Raw genomic sequence first — 16570 nt, forward strand, 5'->3', positions numbered from 1 at the left:
TTTGTCGTTCCATCGGGCCCAGTCCCCGAGGCATTGCATGCAGTCCCTGTCGTCGGACCAATGATCACGGCATTCGCATCCTGCATCAGCCCGAACGACGCAATCGCAACCCCCAGCACCGCACCAGACAAGGCCCCAACCGTTCGCGACCGGCTGCGCTTGCCTCTGGCAGAAGTCAGTTCAGACGCTGCAACCCAGGCCCCCAGGGCTTCATTCCAGATACTTCGGTAAGACTTGTTCATATTCTTCGAGTTCGGTTCACAGAGGGCGGGCGCGGCATCAACGGCGGAGGAAGAGCAACGACCGACCGTGGTCGTCGCCCCAGCCAGGGTCGTAGATACCCTGACGTTCACAATGGACGCGGTAATGTACTCAGTCGTTTACATTTGCAGCCATTCGCACTCACCGGAAACCGAGAAATGATGATTTAGTTCACAAACTTTCACGTTTGGAGACAATTTCAGGACCGCCGACATCGCCGCGGAACGTCGAGCCAAAGGCCGCGCCTAGAATCGCCGCCGCTGTCCGTTCCCGCGGTTTTCCGCACAAAGGTTGCCCAAATGAAGCCGTTCCCCCCGTTTCCTGGCCGAATGCACGCTGGCCTTGGCCGGTTCCTGCGCTTGGCGCAGGACGGCTCCTCCGCCGCAGGCCTCAGCCCTCTCAAGCAGATCGACGAAGGTCGGTCGGGGGACATCTGGGACACCGCTTCGGCCTTCATCAAGACCCGGTTTCCTCGAGCCGACTTTGTTGCCAGTACACAACGCTCCCGCCAGACCGTGGGCGTCGTGGCCCGGCGTGACTGGGCTGGCATCGCGCGGATTCGCTACCCCGACGACAGCACCGGCATTCCGGCGGGCCTGTATGCCAACGTCGACTTCTCCACCCGGCTTGCCAACGACAAGACCGTCTTCGAAAAAGTCAGCTTCCGCCTCGAACCCGACGGCTGGCGGCTGACGGGCTACGTCCCGCGCGAAAACCAATGACCACCGCCTCGGGTGCGGGCCTGCGCATCGGCATCACGATCGGCCTCCACCACGAGGCCGAGACCCTCTGGAACAACGGGATCAAGCAGAACGCCGTCTTCCTGGCGGAGGCGCTGAAGCACTGCCCCAGCGTCGCCTCGGTGGTGCTGGTCAACACCACCGCCACGCCCATCACCCCCGCCCTGCCCTGGGACCAGGGCCGCTGGCCGACCGTGACCTTCGAGGCGGCCAAGGACAGCGTGGACGTGCTGATCGAGCTGGGCGGCCAGATCGATGCCGACCAGACCGAGCACCTGAAGCGCCGCGGCGCGCGGCTGGTGTCGTACTGCTGCGGCTTCGAGTACGTGCACGCGATGGAGTCGATGCTGTTCGGCAAGCCGCTGTGGGGCCGCAACCTGTTCGTCAACCAGCGCTACGACGACATCTGGATGGTTCCGCAGGTGGCGCACATCAGCCAGCCGTACTTCGAGGTGCTGCGCCGCGCCGAGGCGCGTGCCGTGCCCTTCGTCTGGAGCCCGGTGTTCCTCGAAGAGCGCGCCCGCGCCCTGCCCGACGGCGGTGCGTACCAGGCACGCAGCGGCCCGCGGCGGCTGAGCGTGATGGAGCCGAACATCAACGTGGTGAAGTTCTGCGTCTACCCGATCCTGATTGCCGAGCTGGCGTACCGCGCGCGGCCCGAGGCCATCGCGCTGCTGCAGGTCACGAACGTGGAGCGCATGGCCAAGGACAGCATGGAGTTCATCACGCTGATGAACCAGCTCGACCTGGTGCGCCAGCACAAAGCGGTCTTCCTGGGCCGGCATGAAACCCCGGTGTTCCTGGCGCAGAACACCGACATCGTGGTCTCCCACCAGTGGGAGAACCCGCTCAACTACTTCTACCTCGAGACCTGCTGGCAGGGCTATCCGCTGGTGCACAACGCGCACCTGTGCGCGGACCTGGGCTACTACTACCCGGAGAACGACGTGGCCGCAGGGAGCGCCCGCGTGCTCGAGGCCATTGACGGGCACGGCGCCCAGGCGCAGGCCTACCGCGATCGGCAGCGCGCGTTGATCGGGCGCTACCTGCCCGGCGATGCGGCGGCCACGCAGACCTACGACACCCTGCTGCAGGGCCTGATGCAGCGCCCTGCCCGCTAGCTAGTCACTCAGACACACGGAGCCTCCCGCATGCTCGACCCGTCCGAACTCCGGCACTTCTACCCCGTGATCGTGACGCCGAGCCACGACGGCAAGTTCTTCCAGAACTACGTAGCGTCGCTGCTGAACTTCACCATCAGCGCCGAGCGCGCTGGCATGAAGATGCAGGTGCTGATGCATCAGGGCGAGAGCCTGGTCACGCGCGCGCGCAACAACTGCGTGGCCCAGTTCCTGGCCAACACGGAGTGGACGCACCTGTTCTGGATCGACGCCGACATCGGGTTCTCGGCCGAGGCGGCCTTTCGCCTGCTGCTGTCGGGCTACGACATCGCCGCCGGCGTCTACCCGTTGAAGCGCGAAGACTGGCCGCAGGACGGCGTGGCGGCAGGCACCACGCAGCAGCAGTTCGAGGCCGGCTTCACGCGCTACACGGTCAATGCCAAGGCCGAGGAAGGCGCGACGCAGATCGAGCTCGAAGTGCAGCCCGACGGCTTCATGCAGATGACCGAGGCGCCCACGGGCTTCATGGTGATCCGGCGCCAGGTGTTCGAACGGCTCATGGCCGCCTACCCCGAGCTTCAGTACGTGCCCGACAGCATCGGCGAAGCCGACCGCGGGCTGCACTACCGCTTCTTCGACGTGATGGTCGACCCGGTCACGCGACGCTACCTGTCGGAAGACTACGGCTTCTGTCGCCTGTGGTCAGGCCTGGGCGAGTCGATCTACATCGACGCCAATTCGAACCTGACCCACCAGGGCGCCAAGCTGTACCGGGGGGACTTCGCCCACTCGCTGCAGGCGTCGCTGCCTTACGCGGTCGGCGGGCCCGCCGGCATGGCGATGGTGTTGAAGGGCCAGGAGCACCTGAAGCCCAATCCGCCGCACGGCTGACACCACCGAACGAACGCCCATGAAAAAGCCCCGCCAAAAGCGGGGCTCGTTTCATGGGGCCGGCGAATCAATCGCTCGCCGGCTGTCGCGCTTTCAGGCCGCAACCGTGTCCGCCACGCCCTTGTAGTCTTCGATCTTGTCGAAGTTCAGGTACTGGTAGATCTGGCTGCTCGAGGCATCGAGCACGCCCGTGGCGGCCATGTACTCCTCGCGCGTCGGGATGCGGCCCAGGCGCGAGCAGATGGCGGCCAGTTCGGCCGAGCCCAGGTACACGTTCGTGTTCTTGCCCAGGCGGTTCGGGAAGTTGCGGGTGCTGGTCGACATCACCGTGGCGCCTTCGCGCACTTGGGCCTGGTTGCCCATGCACAGTGAGCAGCCCGGCATTTCGGTGCGGGCGCCGGCGTTGCCGAACACGCCGTAGTGGCCTTCTTCGGTGAGTTGCTGCGCGTCCATCTTGGTCGGCGGCGCGATCCACAGCTTGACCGGAATGTCGCGCTTGCCTTCGAGCAGCTTCGACGCGGCGCGGAAGTGACCGATGTTGGTCATGCACGAACCGATGAACACTTCGTCGATCTGGGCACCGGCCACGTCGCTCAGCGTCTTCACGTCGTCGGGGTCGTTCGGGCAGGCCACGATGGGTTCGTGGATCTCGGCCAGGTCGATCTCGATGACTGCGGCGTATTCGGCGTCAGCGTCACCCTTGAGCAGCTGCGGGTCCTTCAGCCAGGCTTCCTGCGCGGCGATGCGGCGGGCCAGCGTGCGGGCGTCGGCGTAGCCTTCGGCAATCATCCACTTCATCAGCGTGATGTTGCTGTTGATGTACTCCTGGATCGGTTCCTTGTTCAGGTGCACCGTGCAGCCGGCGGCCGAGCGTTCGGCCGAAGCGTCGCTCAGTTCGAAGGCTTGTTCCACCTTCAGGTCGGGCAGGCCTTCGATTTCGAGGATGCGGCCCGAGAAGATGTTCTTCTTGCCTTGCTTGGCCACGGTCAGCAGGCCCGACTTGATGGCGTACAGCGGAATGGCGTTGACCAGGTCACGCAGCGTGACGCCGGGCTGCATCTTGCCCTTGAAGCGCACGAGCACCGACTCGGGCATGTCCAGCGGCATGACGCCGGTGGCGGCCGCGAAGGCCACGAGGCCGGAGCCCGCGGGGAAGCTGATGCCGATGGGGAAGCGGGTGTGGCTGTCGCCGCCCGTGCCCACGGTGTCGGGCGTCAGCAGGCGGTTGAGCCAGCTGTGGATCACGCCGTCGCCCGGACGCAGCGACACGCCGCCGCGGTTGGCCATGAACTCGGGGAGTTCGTGGTGCATCTTGACGTCGACCTTCTTCGGGTACGCCGCCGTGTGGCAGAACGACTGCATGACGAGGTCGGCCGAGAAGCCCAGGCAGGCCAGGTCCTTCAGCTCGTCGCGGGTCATCGGGCCGGTGGTGTCCTGCGAGCCGACCGAGGTCATCTTGGGTTCGCAGTACGTGCCCGGGCGAACGCCCGTGCCTTCGGGCAGGCCACAGGCGCGGCCGACCATCTTCTGTGCGAGCGAGTAGCCCTTCTTGGTGTCGACCGGGCTTTGCGGCAGGCGGAACAGCGTCGAGACCGGCAGGCCCAGCGCTTCGCGCGCCTTGGTCGTGAGGCCGCGGCCGATGATCAGCGGAATGCGGCCGCCGGCGCGCACTTCGTCGAACAGCACGTCGCTCTTGACGGTGAATTCGGCGATGACCTTGCCGTCCTTCAGGGCCTTGCCTTCGTAGGGACGCAGCTCGACCACGTCGCCCATGTTCATCTGCGTCACGTCGAGCTCGATGGGCAGTGCGCCCGAGTCTTCCATCGTGTTGTAGAAGATGGGAGCGATCTTGCCGCCGAGGCAGACGCCGCCGAAACGCTTGTTCGGCACGAAGGGAATGTCTTCGCCGGTGAACCACAGCACCGAGTTGGTGGCGCTCTTGCGCGACGAACCCGTGCCGACCACGTCGCCGGCGTAGGCCACGAGGTGGCCGCGCGCGCGCAGGTCTTCGATGAACTTCACCGGGCCGCGCTTGCCGTCTTCTTCAGGAACGATGCCGGGGCGGGCGTTCTTGTGCATCGCCAGCGCGTGCATCGGAATGTCGGGACGCGTCGTCGCATCGGGTGCGGGCGACAGGTCGTCGGTGTTGATTTCGCCAGCCACCTTGAAGATGCTGACGGTGATGCTTTGCGGAACTTCGGGGCGGCTGGTGAACCACTCGGCATCGGCCCAGCTTTGCAGCACGCCCTTGGCGTGGGCATTGCCCTTGTCGGCCTTTTCCTTGACGTCGTGGAACTGGTCGAACATCAGCAGGGTTTTCTTCAGGCCTTCGGCTGCGACAGCGCCGACTTCGGCGTCGTCCAGCAGGTCGATCATGGGGCTGATGTTGTAGCCGCCGAGCATGGTGCCGAGCAGTTCAGTGGCGCGGGCGCGCGTGATGAACGCGTTCTTCTCGGTACCGTGGGCCACGGCCGCGAGGTAGCTCGCCTTGACCTTGGCGGCGTCGTCGACGCCGGCGGGCACACGGTAGGTGAGCAGGTCCAGCAGGAAGGCGCCGTCCTTGGCATTCGCGCTCTTCAGGAGCTCGATCGCTTCGGCGGTCTGCTTCGCGCTCAGGGGCAGCGGCGGGATACCGAGCGCGGCGCGTTCGGCAACATGATCAACGTAGGCTTGCAACATCTTCTTTTCTCCGGAAACTAGGCTATCGGGCGTGCGGAACGGGCTCGAGCGGCCAAGCAAGAGCCGCGCCGCACCCCGGGTTCGGTGCTCTTCTTACTTCTTGGCTGCGTCGGCACCTTCGAAAAGGGCCTTCGGGGGGTTCTTCTTCATTTCGTCGGCAAAGGCAACCTGGGCTGCCGTCTGGCATTCGTCGGCAATGCGCAGGCCGGCCTTCTGGTTCATCAGCATCGACTTGTTGCCCAGTTGGAGCCACATGGCGCCGGCACGCGGGTCTTCGAGGCGGATGGCGCCGGTGCGGCTTTCGACCGGGTGCATGCGGTACTTCAGGCCCTTGGTGGTCACGTTGAAGAAGCCGGGCTTCTTCTCGTCGGGCGTGACGGTGACGTCGGCGCCGAGTTCGCACTGGGCCTTGCCGATGGACACGCGCTGCGCCACGGCCAGGTCGGACTCGGACAGCACGATGTTGGTGTCGTCGGCGATCGGCGTGACTTCTTCGACGGCCTTGGCGGCCTTGCGGGTCACCTGACGCTTCGGCGGGGCCTTCTTGGCTTCAGACTTGGCAGCAGCCGGCTTGGTGGCGGTGGCGTTTTGCGCCACGGCGGCGAACGGCAGGGCCAGCGCAACGGCGGCGATCAGGGCAATTTTCTTCATGTGCGGGGTTCCTTCAGGCTGATTCAGTGGGTTTCAGGAGACCGCGATGCAAACCAGGCTTTCGCCTCGGAGGGCAACGCGCGCCCTGTTGCGTGGGCACGCGTCAGGACCTGCCAGAAGTGGCGGTAGCTCGCGCGGTCGTGCAATGTGCCATCAATTTGTGTCGGTGCCCAATCCGCGTCGGCGGCTTTTGTAATGATTTTTGTGGCAATTTGAATCTGCGCCTCGTCGGGCGCGAAGGCCTCGAGGATCGGACGGATCTGGTTCGGGTGGATGCTCCACATGCGCGTGTAGCCGAATTCGCTGGCCGCCTTGCGGGCCGCGGTGCGCATTGCATCGGTGTCGTTGAACTCGGTGACCACGCAATGCGAAGGCACCTTGCCGTAGGCATGCGCGGCCGAAGCCAATGCCAGCTTGGCACGCACGACCAGCGGGTGGCTGAACTGCCCCGCTGCGCCCATGCCGTCGGCGGGAATGGCGCCGGCATGCGCCGACACGAAATCCATGAGGCCGAAACTCAGCGACTGCACGCGCGGATGCGCGGCGATCTCGAAGGCGTTGTGCACCGCCAGCGGCGATTCGATGAGCACGTGCAGCGGCAGCGCGCCGGCATCGGCGGCGTCGAGTGCGGCAACAGCCTGCAACACATCGGCCACGGATTCGACCTTGGGCACCATCAGATGGCTCAGGCGATCGCCCGCACGACCGGCGATGGTGACCACGTCGCCGGCGAATGCGGGGTGATCGACCGGGTGCACGCGCACACCGACGCGCATGCCGGGCTTCGCGGCCAGCGCGAGTTCGGTGACGAGCGCGGCATGCTCCGCCTCGCCGCCGACCGGGGCGCCGTCTTCGCAGTCGAGGGTGACATCGAACACGCAGGCGCCGAACTCCTCGGCCATCTCGGCCTGGAGCGCGAGGCTCTTCTTCATGCGGGCTTCGACGCCGCTGTAGTGGTCGCACACCGGCAGGGTCACGGCGCCGGCCTGGGCGCCGAGCAGCACGTCCGCGGGATGATGAGCGGCGGTGGCGGTGGCGGTTTGGGTGGTCATGCGTCTTTTTTCTTGTGCGCCACGATGAACATGCGCGGGAACGCGAGCAGGCGCTTGCCGTCGATGCGCACCGGATAGGCCTCGTCCACCCGGCGTTCGTATTCAGCGAGGTAGCTCGCCTGCAGGTCGGGCGGCAGCCGGTCGACGAAAGGCTTCAGCCCGGTGCTGCGCACCCATTCGACGATGGCCGCGGCGTCTGCCATCGGGTGCTGATAAATGGTGTGCCAGACATCGACATGGGCCGCACGTGCGGCCAGCAGGTCGTAATAACCGCCGAGCGGCAGCAGCAAGGTGCGCAGCTTGTCGGCGTCGCCGATGGGCTCGGCCCAGGGCGCTTCGGCCGCCACCGCGCGCATCAGGCGGTGCGTGGGCTCCTGGCGGTTGTCGGGCATCTGGACGGCGAGCACGCCGCCCGGGGCCAGCGCGTCGAACAGGCGCGGGATCAGCGTCTCGTGATCCGGCACCCACTGCAGGGACGCGTTGGCATAAATGAGATCGGGCGCTTCTTGTTCACGCGGCGCCCAGGTCGCGATGTCGCTCAACTCGAAGCGCGCCGCCGGCAGGCGCTCGCGCGCGCTGACCAGCATGGCTTCGGAGTTGTCGGTGCCCGTGACTTTCGCCTTGGGGAACCGATGTGCCAGCAGCTCGGTGGAATTGCCCGGTCCGCATCCGAGGTCGACCACATGGGCGGCCTCGGCAAGCGGGACCCGCGCCAGGAGTTCCTGTGCGGGCCGGGTGCGCTCGTCCTCGTAGCGACGGTAGAGCGCGGGGTTCCAGTCGAGCATGCGGGCGGGTTGGCTTGACTTACAGCAGGTGGGCGACGCCGGCGCGTTCGCCTTCGAGCTCTTCGAGCGTCTTGTTGATGCGTTCCTGGCTGAATGCGTCGATGTCGAGGCCTTCGACCAGCTTGTACTCACCGTTTTCGCAGGTGACCGGGAAGCCGAACATCACGTCCTTCGGAATGCCGTACTGGCCGTCCGACGGGATGCCCATCGTGACCCACTTGCCGTTGGTGCCCAGGGCCCAGTCGCGCATGTGGTCGATGGCGGCGTTAGCAGCCGAAGCCGCCGACGACAGGCCGCGTGCTTCGATGATGGCCGCACCGCGCTTGCCGACGGTCGGCAGGAAGGTGTTGGCGTTCCATTCCTGGTCGTTGATCATTTTGGCGACGCTTTCGCCGTTGATGGTCGCAAAGCGGTAGTCGGCGTACATCGTGGGCGAGTGGTTGCCCCAGACGGTGAGCTTCTCGATGTCGGCCACGGCCTTGCCGGTCTTGGCAGCGATCTGGCTGGCAGCGCGGTTGTGGTCCAGGCGCAGCATGGCGGTGAAGTTCTTGCGCGGCAGGTCGGGTGCCGACTTCATGGCGATGTAGGCGTTGGTGTTGGCGGGGTTGCCGACGACCAGCACCTTCACGTTGCGCGAGGCCACGGCGTTCAGCGCCTTGCCTTGTGCCGTGAAGATGGCGCCGTTGACGGCCAGCAGTTCGGCACGTTCCATGCCGGGGCCGCGGGGGCGCGAACCGACCAGCAGGGCGTAGTCGGCGTCCTTGAAGGCGGTCATCGGGTCGCCGTGGGCTTCCATGCCGGCCAGCAGCGGGAAGGCGCAGTCGTCGAGTTCCATCATCACGCCCTTGAGCGCCTTCTGGGCCTTCTCGTCGGGGATTTCGAGCAGTTGCAGGATGACCGGCTGGTCTTTGCCGAGCATTTCGCCGGAAGCGATACGGAACAACAGGGCGTAACCGATTTGACCGGCGGCACCGGTAACGGCAACGCGGACAGGCTTTTTGCTCATGGGAAGACTCCAGAAGGTAGTGAAACGGGGCTGCGCTCTCGTGGGGCGCCAGCGGTCCTGCGGGGGGAAGCTTTCCCGCGGCGCGGGACCGGCCCGCATTTTAAGCCGAATCGACAAAGGCCGTCTTATGTCTTATATAAGATATCCTCTGGGGGTCCGCCACGGCGCACCCCACCGCTGCCATGAACACGCCCTCCACCCTCGACGAGCCCACGACGCCGTCCTTCAGTCCGCTCTACCAGCAGATCAAGACCCTGATCCTGCAGAGCCTGCAGGCCGGCGAGTGGAAGCCGGGCGAGCCCATCCCCAGCGAGATGGACCTGGCCGTACGCTTTCGCGTGAGCCAGGGCACGGTGCGCAAGGCGATCGACGAACTGTCGGCCGAAAACCTGGTGGTGCGCCGCCAGGGCAAGGGCACCTTCGTGGCCACGCATGCCGAGCAGCATGTGCAGTACCGCTTTCTGAAGCTCGTGCCCGACGCCGGCAGCCCGAGCGCCGAAGGCCCGGCCGAGCGCACCATCGTCGACTGCAAGCGCCTGCGCGCCTCGGCCGACGTGGCGCGCGCACTGAGCCTGCGCACCGGCGACGCCGTGCTGCAGGTGCGCCGCGTGCTCGCCTACGCGGGCGTGCCAACCATCCTCGAAGACCTCTGGCTGCCCGGCGCGCCCTTCAAAGGTCTCACGGCCGACCGCTTGCGCGCCTGGCCCGGCCCGATGTACGCGATGTTCGAAACCGAGTTCGGCGTGCGCATGGTGCGCGCCGAAGAAAAAATCCGCGCCGTGCTGCCCGATGCCGAACAGGCCCAACTGCTCGACGTGCCGCTGCAGATGCCGCTGCTGAGCGTGGAGCGCGTGGCGCACACGTACCACGACATGCCGATGGAACTGCGACGCGGCCTGTACCGCACCGACACCCACCACTACCGCAACCAGCTGGGCTGATCCGATGGCGCCGAAGAACCTCGCCCGCGCGGGCACAAACGCGCACACTCAGCCCGCGCAACGCACCCGCCATTCACGAGCATCCGACTGCCGCAGTGCGTTGACTCCTGTGCGTCCGATGCGAGATGGTGCATTGCAATAGAATTTTGCGTTGTTTGCATTCCGCAGAAGAAACAAAAGCGTTCGCTCTCAGAACAAGCCAACAAGTCACAAAAGCCACGAAAGCCATCTCCCTATGACAGAGCTTGCAACTCCTCCCCGGCCGCCGCGTCGCGAATTCCGGAACATCAATGCCTTCACCGATCTCACGACCTACCGGCTGCCGCCGGCCGGCATCGTGTCGATCCTGCACCGCGTGAGCGGCGTGATCATGTTCCTGCTGATGCCCTTCATCATCTGGATGTTCGACACCTCGCTGTCATCTGACTATTCGTTCGCGAAATTCAAGTCTGTTTTCAACGTCGGCGTCGGCTTCGCTCCGGGATGGTTCTTCAAGCTCATTGCACTGGCGCTCATCTGGGCCTACCTGCACCACTTCATCGCCGGCCTGCGTCACCTCTGGATGGACGTGAGCCACGCCGCCGTGACCAAGGAATTCGGTCACAGCTCGGCCATCTTCACGCTGCTTGCGAGCGTCATCCTCACGCTGGTGCTTGGCGCCAAGCTGTTCGGCCTGTACTGAAAAGGAGCCCCCCATGTCTGTGAATTACGGCTCCAAGCGCATCGTCGTCGGCGCACATTACGGTCTGCGCGACTGGCTCAGCCAACGCATCACCGGCGCCCTCATGGCGCTCTTCACGATCATCCTGCTCGCGCAGGTGGTCTTCTCGCGCGGCCCCATCGGCTACGACCTGTGGGCCGGCATCTTCGCCGCACAGTGGATGAAGGTCCTGACCTTCTCCGTGATCGTTGCCTTGCTCTATCACGTGTGGGTCGGCATGCGCGACGTGTGGATGGACTACGTCCAGCCTGTCGCCATCCGTCTCGTGCTGCAAGTTTTCACCATCGTCTGGCTTGTCGGTTGTGCGGGTTGGGCTATTCAAGTGCTTTGGAAGATCTGACCCACCATGACCTACACAAAAGAAAACATCACCAAGCGCAAGTTCGACGTCGTCATCGTCGGTGCCGGCGGCTCCGGCATGCGCGCCTCGCTGCAACTCGCCCGTGCCGGCCTCAACGTGGCCGTGCTCTCCAAGGTGTTCCCGACCCGTTCGCACACCGTCGCCGCCCAGGGCGGCGTGGGCGCCTCGCTCGGCAACATGAGCGAAGACAACTGGCACTACCACTTCTACGACACGATCAAGGGTTCCGACTGGCTCGGCGACCAGGACGCGATCGAGTTCATGTGCCGTGAAGCCCCGAAGGTCGTGTACGAGCTCGAGCACTTCGGCATGCCCTTCGACCGCAACCCCGACGGCACCATCTACCAGCGTCCGTTCGGCGGCCACACGGCCAACTACGGCGAGAAGGCCGTGCAACGCGCCTGCGCCGCGGCCGACCGCACCGGCCACGCGATGCTGCACACGCTCTACCAGAAGAACGTGGAAGCCCGCACCCAGTTCTTCGTCGAATGGATGGCGCTCGACCTCATCCGCGACGACGAAGGCGATGTCGTCGGCGTGACCGCTCTCGAAATGGAAACCGGCGACCTGCACATCCTGCAGGCCAAGACCGTGCTGCTGGCCACCGGTGGCGCAGGCCGCATCTTCGGTGCGTCGACCAACGCGTTCATCAACACCGGCGACGGCCTGGGCATGGCCGCACGTTCGGGCATCCCGCTGCAGGACATGGAGTTCTGGCAGTTCCACCCCACCGGCGTGGCCGGCGCGGGCGTGCTGCTGACCGAAGGCTGCCGCGGCGAAGGCGCCATCTTGCTGAACAGCAACGGCGAACGCTTCATGGAGCGCTATGCGCCCACCCTGAAGGACCTGGCACCGCGCGACTTCGTGTCGCGCTCGATGGACCAGGAAATCAAGGAAGGCCGTGGCTGTGGTCCCAACAAGGACTACATCCACATGAAGCTGGACCACCTGGGCGCCGACACCATCCACAAGCGACTGCCGTCGGTCTACGAGATCGGCATCAACTTCGCCAACGTCGACGTCACCAAGGAACCGATTCCCGTGGTGCCGACCATCCACTACCAGATGGGCGGCATTCCGACGAACATCAACGGCCAGGTCGTCATCCAGAAGGGCGAAGACAACAGCGCCGTGGTGAACGGCCTCTACGCCGTAGGCGAATGCTCCTGCGTGAGCGTGCACGGCGCGAACCGCCTGGGCACCAACTCGCTGCTCGACCTGCTGGTGTTCGGCCGCGCGGCCGGCAACCACATCGTCGAGTTCAACGACAAGCTCAAGGAACACAAGGAACTGCCCAAGGATGCGGCCGACCGCACGCTGCAGCGCCTGAACGAACTCGAAGCCGCCACCGGTGGCGAGTACGCGCAGGACGTGGCCGGCGAGATCCGCGCCGTCATGCAGCAGCATGCCGCCGTGTTCCGCAAGCAGGCCTCGATGGACGAAGGCGTGGTCAAGATCGCCGCCGTGCGCGAGCGCGTCAAGAGCATCGGCCTGAAGGACAAGTCCAAGGTGTTCAACACCGCCCGCATCGAAGCGCTGGAAGTCGACAACCTGATCGAAGTGGCGCAGGCCACCATGGTCTCGGCCGCCGCCCGCAAGGAATGCCGCGGCGCCCACACGGTGGAAGACTACGAGCGTCCCGCGGACGACCCGGTCGCACCGCTGGGTCGCGACGACGCCAACTGGATGAAGCACACGCTCTGGTACAGCGCGGACAACCGCCTCTCGTACAAGCCCGTCAAGCTGCAGCCGCTGACGGTGGCATCCGTGCCACCCAAGGTCCGCACGTTCTAAGAATATTTACAAGGTCCATACGATGAAGCGCACATTCCAGATCTACCGCTACGACCCGGACAAGGACGCCAAGCCCTACATGCAGACGATCGAGGTCGAACTCGACGGCCACGAACGCATGCTGCTGGACGCCCTGATGAAGCTCAAGGCGCAGGATCCCACGCTGTCGTTCCGCCGCTCGTGCCGCGAAGGCGTCTGCGGTTCCGACGCGATGAACATCAACGGCAAGAACGGTCTGGCCTGCCTGACCAACATGAACACGCTCAAGGGCACCGTCGTGCTCAAGCCGCTGCCGGGCCTGCCCGTCATCCGCGACCTGATCGTCGACATGACCCAGTTCTTCAAGCAGTACAACTCGATCAAGCCGTACCTGCAGAACGACACCGTGCCGCCCGAGAAGGAACGCCTGCAGTCGCCCGAAGAGCGCGAAGAGCTCGACGGCCTGTACGAGTGCATTCTGTGCGCGAGCTGCTCCACGAGCTGCCCGAGCTTCTGGTGGAACCCCGACAAGTTCGTGGGCCCGGCCGGCCTGCTGCAGGCCTACCGCTTCATCGCCGACAGCCGCGACGAAGCCACCGCCGAGCGCCTGGACAACCTGGAAGACCCGTACCGCCTGTTCCGCTGCCACACGATCATGAACTGCGTCGACGTGTGCCCGAAGAACCTCAACCCCACCAAGGCCATCGGCAAGATCAAGGAACTGATGGTGCGTCGCGCCATCTGACCTTCTTTCAAGACACCACCATGCAAACCGCCGACGAACTCCAGCAGCCGCTCAGCGAACGTGCGCTGAGCAAACTGAAATGGCGTTGCCGGCGTGGCCTGCTCGAGAACGACCTGTTCATCGCCCGCTTCTTCGAGCGGCACGAATCCCACATGACCAACGGTCAGGCGGGAGCGATGGAGACATTGATGGACCTGTCGGACAACGACCTCCTGGACCTTTTGCTGCGCAGAAAGGAGCCCGAGCCCGAATGGGCCGGCGCCGAGGTGGTCGCATTGCTGCATCTGATGCGTACCGATGGCGCGCAGCGTCCCGCAATCTCTCCTTCGTCCTGAATCCTCCTCTGAAAGTAAACCGAAATGAAAGCATCCGATACCAAGGCCACGCTGTCGTTCAGCAATGGCGGCGACAACGTCGAACTGCCGATCTACAAGGGCACCATCGGCCCTGACGTGATCGACATCCGCAAGCTGTATGCACAGACCGGCATGTTCACGTACGACCCGGGCTTCATGTCGACCGCCGCCTGCCAGTCGGCCATCACCTACATCGACGGCGACAAGGGCGAGCTGCTGTATCGCGGCTACCCCATCGAGCAGCTCGCGACCAACTGCGACTTCCTCGAGACCTGCCACCTGCTGCTGTACGGCGAACTGCCCGATGCTGGCAAGAAGGCCAATTTCACGAAGCTCGTGACGAACCACACGATGGTCAACGAGCAGATGCAGTTCTTCCTGCGCGGCTTCCGCCGTGATGCCCACCCGATGGCCATCATGACCGGCCTCGTGGGCGCCCTGTCGGCCTTCTATCACGACAGCACGGACATCAACAATCCCGAGCACCGCGAGATCGCCGCGATCCGCCTGATCGCGAAGATGCCCACGCTCGTGGCCATGGCCTACAAGTACACCGTCGGCCAGCCGTACATGTACCCGAAGAACGAACTGAGCTATGCAGGCAACTTCCTGCACATGATGTTCGCCACGCCGTGCGAAGAGTACAAGGTGAACCCGGTGCTCGAGCGCGCGCTTGACCGCATCTTCATCCTGCACGCAGACCACGAGCAGAACGCCTCGACCTCGACCGTGCGCCTGTGCGGCTCGTCGGGCACCAACCCCTTCGCGGCCATTGCAGCCGGCGTGGCGTGCCTGTGGGGCCCGGCCCACGGCGGTGCCAACGAAGCGGCGCTGAACATGCTGTACGACATCCAGCGCGAAGGCGGCGTGGAAAAGATCGGCGAGTTCATCAAGAAGGTCAAGGACAAGAACTCGAACGTCAAGCTGATGGGCTTCGGCCATCGCGTGTACAAGAACTACGACCCGCGCGCCAAGCTCATGCAGGAAACCTGCAACGAAGTGCTGACCGAGCTGGGCCTGGAAAACGACCCGCTGTTCAAGCTCGCCAAGGAACTCGAAAAGATCGCCCTGGAAGACGAGTACTTCGTGTCGCGCAAGCTCTACCCGAATGTCGACTTCTACTCGGGCATCGTGCAGCGCGCCATCGGCATCCCGGTGCCGCTGTTCACCGCGATCTTCGCGCTGGCCCGCACGGTCGGCTGGATCGCCCAGCTGAACGAAATGATCGGCGACCCCGAGTACAAGATCGGCCGCCCGCGCCAGCTGTTCGAAGGCTCGCCCAAGCGTGACGTGAAGCCGATCTCGGCTCGCTGATCGACCGAGCGCGGAACCTCCGCTCCCTGAAAAGCTGCCTCCGGGCAGCTTTTTTATTGCCCGTTCGGCATGTCCCTCCTCGCCAGCCGGCAGCGAGGTCATCGCGCATCGCGATGGCAACGGCTGGAAAACAGGAAGAAAATAGCCAACTCATCGCCAAACGCGATGTCCAAGCCCCCATGAGCACCTCCGAACGCAACTTTGCCCGCCGCATCGACCTCACGTCGCTGCAGCTGTTCGTGGCCGTGTGCGAGCTGGGCAGCATCGGGCGCGCGGCGGAGCGTGAATTCATTGCGGCCTCGGCCGTGAGCAAGCGGCTGTCCGACCTGGAAGCCACGCTCGGCACCGCCCTGCTCTACCGCCATGCGCGCGGCGTCGACCTCACGCCGGCCGGCGAAAGCCTGCTGCACCATGCCCGCTCGGTGCTCTACAGCCTCGAGAAGATGCAGGGCGAGCTCAGCGAATACGCCGACGGCGTGCGCGGCCACGTGCGGGTGCACGCCAACATCTCGGCCATCGTGCAGTTCCTGCCGGAAGACCTGGGCGTGTTCTCGCGCGAACACGAGGCCATCAAGATCGACCTCGAGGAGCACCTGAGCAGCGAAGTGATCCGCGCGGTGCAGGAAGGCGCGGCCGACCTCGGTGTGTGCCACGTGGCTGGCGGCGCGGGCGAGCTGCAGAGCCTTTCCTACCGGCACGACCGCCTCGCGCTGATCGTGCCCGAGGGGCACGCGCTGGCCGCGCAGGACACGATCGATTTCATCGACTCGCTGGCCTTCGACCACGTCGGCCTGCACACCAACAGCTCGATCTACGTGGCGATGCACGAAGCGGCGCTCCGTGCCGGGCGCAGCGTGAAGCTGCGCATCCACGTCACGGGCCTGGACGCCATGTGCCGGATGATCGACAACGGCCTGGGCATCGGCGTGATGCCGCAGCGCGCCTTCGAACTCATGCACAACGGCATCGGCCGCGGCCTCGTGAGCGTAACGCTCAACGACGCCTGGGCGGCGCGCGAAATCCGGCTGGTGGCGCGCGACTTCTCCACCCTGCCGGTGGCGGCGCGCACGCTGGTGAACCACTTGCACGCGGCGGCCGATTCAGCCGACGGCACCGAACGACTCGCGGCCTAGACCGCATCGACAGACAATCCATTTCCCCACGAAAGAAGAG

16 protein-coding genes are annotated in these 16570 nt (G+C 65.0%); 11 read left to right on the forward strand and 5 right to left on the reverse strand.

The genetic code is table 11. From position 1 onward, the window contains the following. Positions 1-590 precede the first annotated feature (590 nt). Genes RZE79_RS23605 through RZE79_RS23615 form a run of 3 tightly spaced genes read left to right on the forward strand, consistent with a single transcriptional unit; the run spans position 591 to position 3013 of the window. The gene (locus tag RZE79_RS23605; protein WP_319357081.1) at positions 591-983 is read left to right on the forward strand and encodes a DUF4019 domain-containing protein; all 393 of its coding nucleotides are present in this window, start codon (positions 591-593) and stop codon (positions 981-983) included. After that, on the forward strand, positions 980-2122 hold the full coding sequence (locus tag RZE79_RS23610; protein WP_319357082.1) for a DUF2827 domain-containing protein: 1143 nt from the start codon (positions 980-982) through the stop codon (positions 2120-2122). Before RZE79_RS23605 ends, RZE79_RS23610 begins: the two co-directional genes overlap by 4 nt. A 30-nt stretch (positions 2123-2152) precedes the next feature. Then, a complete protein-coding gene (locus RZE79_RS23615; protein ID WP_319357083.1) occupies positions 2153-3013 on the forward strand; it encodes a hypothetical protein in 861 nt (286 codons plus the stop codon). Between the two features lie 93 nt (positions 3014-3106). Here RZE79_RS23615 and RZE79_RS23620 read toward each other — a convergent pair whose 3' ends face one another. From RZE79_RS23620 to RZE79_RS23640, 5 genes are all read right to left on the reverse strand, one after another. Continuing rightward, on the reverse strand, positions 3107-5692 hold the full coding sequence (locus tag RZE79_RS23620; RefSeq protein WP_319357084.1) for a bifunctional aconitate hydratase 2/2-methylisocitrate dehydratase: 2586 nt from the start codon (positions 5690-5692) through the stop codon (positions 3107-3109). Between the two features lie 93 nt (positions 5693-5785). Next, positions 5786-6343 carry a hypothetical protein gene (locus RZE79_RS23625; protein ID WP_153282500.1) on the reverse strand — a complete coding sequence of 186 codons (558 nt, stop codon included), beginning with the start codon at positions 6341-6343 and terminating at the stop codon, positions 5786-5788. Positions 6344-6366: 23 nt separating this feature from the next. After that, positions 6367-7395 carry an aldolase/citrate lyase family protein gene (locus RZE79_RS23630; RefSeq protein ID WP_319357085.1) on the reverse strand — a complete coding sequence of 343 codons (1029 nt, stop codon included), beginning with the start codon at positions 7393-7395 and terminating at the stop codon, positions 6367-6369. Then, positions 7392-8180 (reverse strand): trans-aconitate 2-methyltransferase, encoded by a 789-nt coding sequence (gene tam, locus RZE79_RS23635; protein WP_319357086.1) that lies wholly within the window; start codon positions 8178-8180, stop codon positions 7392-7394. Before tam ends, RZE79_RS23630 begins: the two co-directional genes overlap by 4 nt. Positions 8181-8199: 19 nt before the next feature. Beyond that, positions 8200-9186, reverse strand: coding sequence for a malate dehydrogenase (locus RZE79_RS23640; protein ID WP_093124159.1), 987 nt, complete (start codon positions 9184-9186; stop codon positions 8200-8202). A 182-nt stretch (positions 9187-9368) separates the two neighbouring features. Between RZE79_RS23640 and RZE79_RS23645 the strand changes: the two genes are divergently transcribed. The 8 genes from RZE79_RS23645 to RZE79_RS23680 all read left to right on the forward strand — a co-directional run bounded on the left by RZE79_RS23645 (position 9369) and on the right by RZE79_RS23680 (position 16530). Further along, complete coding sequence (locus RZE79_RS23645; protein WP_153282497.1) at positions 9369-10127, forward strand: GntR family transcriptional regulator; 759 nt, start codon at positions 9369-9371, stop codon at positions 10125-10127. A gap of 235 nt (positions 10128-10362) precedes the next feature. Continuing rightward, positions 10363-10809, forward strand: a complete 447-nt coding sequence (gene sdhC / locus RZE79_RS23650; RefSeq protein WP_319357087.1) for a succinate dehydrogenase, cytochrome b556 subunit — start codon at positions 10363-10365, stop codon at positions 10807-10809. Positions 10810-10822: 13 nt separating this feature from the next. Continuing rightward, positions 10823-11188: a succinate dehydrogenase, hydrophobic membrane anchor protein gene (gene sdhD, locus RZE79_RS23655; protein WP_099795596.1), complete on the forward strand. Its 366-nt coding sequence runs from the start codon at positions 10823-10825 to the stop codon at positions 11186-11188. Positions 11189-11194: 6 nt separating this feature from the next. Next, complete coding sequence (gene sdhA, locus RZE79_RS23660) at positions 11195-13003, forward strand: succinate dehydrogenase flavoprotein subunit (RefSeq protein ID WP_319357088.1); 1809 nt, start codon at positions 11195-11197, stop codon at positions 13001-13003. Positions 13004-13025: 22 nt separating this feature from the next. Next, positions 13026-13727, forward strand: coding sequence for a succinate dehydrogenase iron-sulfur subunit (locus RZE79_RS23665; protein ID WP_099795594.1), 702 nt, complete (start codon positions 13026-13028; stop codon positions 13725-13727). 20 nt (positions 13728-13747) lie between these two features. Further along, positions 13748-14062, forward strand: coding sequence for a succinate dehydrogenase assembly factor 2 (locus tag RZE79_RS23670; RefSeq protein ID WP_099795593.1), 315 nt, complete (start codon positions 13748-13750; stop codon positions 14060-14062). Positions 14063-14086: 24 nt separating this feature from the next. Next, positions 14087-15397 (forward strand): citrate synthase, encoded by a 1311-nt coding sequence (gltA, locus tag RZE79_RS23675; protein ID WP_056572035.1) that lies wholly within the window; start codon positions 14087-14089, stop codon positions 15395-15397. Positions 15398-15576: 179 nt separating this feature from the next. Next, complete coding sequence (locus tag RZE79_RS23680; protein WP_319357089.1) at positions 15577-16530, forward strand: LysR substrate-binding domain-containing protein; 954 nt, start codon at positions 15577-15579, stop codon at positions 16528-16530. The last annotated feature ends 40 nt before the right edge of the window (positions 16531-16570 follow it).

The organism is Variovorax sp. EBFNA2, from assembly GCF_033802765.1.
Taxonomy (GTDB): domain Bacteria; phylum Pseudomonadota; class Gammaproteobacteria; order Burkholderiales; family Burkholderiaceae_C; genus Variovorax; species Variovorax paradoxus_H.

Bases quoted from the DNA above. Each gene is read 5' to 3' on its own strand.
- RZE79_RS23605 (WP_319357081.1), top strand. From the start codon at position 591: ATGCACGCTGGCCTTGGCCGGTTCCTGCGCTTGGCGCAGGACGGCTCC.
- RZE79_RS23610 (WP_319357082.1), top strand. From the start codon at position 980: ATGACCACCGCCTCGGGTGCGGGCCTGCGCATCGGCATCACGATCGGC.
- RZE79_RS23615 (WP_319357083.1), top strand. From the start codon at position 2,153: ATGCTCGACCCGTCCGAACTCCGGCACTTCTACCCCGTGATCGTGACG.
- RZE79_RS23620 (WP_319357084.1), bottom strand. From the start codon at position 5,692: ATGTTGCAAGCCTACGTTGATCATGTTGCCGAACGCGCCGCGCTCGGT.
- RZE79_RS23625 (WP_153282500.1), bottom strand. From the start codon at position 6,343: ATGAAGAAAATTGCCCTGATCGCCGCCGTTGCGCTGGCCCTGCCGTTC.
- RZE79_RS23630 (WP_319357085.1), bottom strand. From the start codon at position 7,395: ATGACCACCCAAACCGCCACCGCCACCGCCGCTCATCATCCCGCGGAC.
- tam (WP_319357086.1), bottom strand. From the start codon at position 8,180: ATGCTCGACTGGAACCCCGCGCTCTACCGTCGCTACGAGGACGAGCGC.
- RZE79_RS23640 (WP_093124159.1), bottom strand. From the start codon at position 9,186: ATGAGCAAAAAGCCTGTCCGCGTTGCCGTTACCGGTGCCGCCGGTCAA.
- RZE79_RS23645 (WP_153282497.1), top strand. From the start codon at position 9,369: ATGAACACGCCCTCCACCCTCGACGAGCCCACGACGCCGTCCTTCAGT.
- sdhC (WP_319357087.1), top strand. From the start codon at position 10,363: ATGACAGAGCTTGCAACTCCTCCCCGGCCGCCGCGTCGCGAATTCCGG.
- sdhD (WP_099795596.1), top strand. From the start codon at position 10,823: ATGTCTGTGAATTACGGCTCCAAGCGCATCGTCGTCGGCGCACATTAC.
- sdhA (WP_319357088.1), top strand. From the start codon at position 11,195: ATGACCTACACAAAAGAAAACATCACCAAGCGCAAGTTCGACGTCGTC.
- RZE79_RS23665 (WP_099795594.1), top strand. From the start codon at position 13,026: ATGAAGCGCACATTCCAGATCTACCGCTACGACCCGGACAAGGACGCC.
- RZE79_RS23670 (WP_099795593.1), top strand. From the start codon at position 13,748: ATGCAAACCGCCGACGAACTCCAGCAGCCGCTCAGCGAACGTGCGCTG.
- gltA (WP_056572035.1), top strand. From the start codon at position 14,087: ATGAAAGCATCCGATACCAAGGCCACGCTGTCGTTCAGCAATGGCGGC.
- RZE79_RS23680 (WP_319357089.1), top strand. From the start codon at position 15,577: ATGAGCACCTCCGAACGCAACTTTGCCCGCCGCATCGACCTCACGTCG.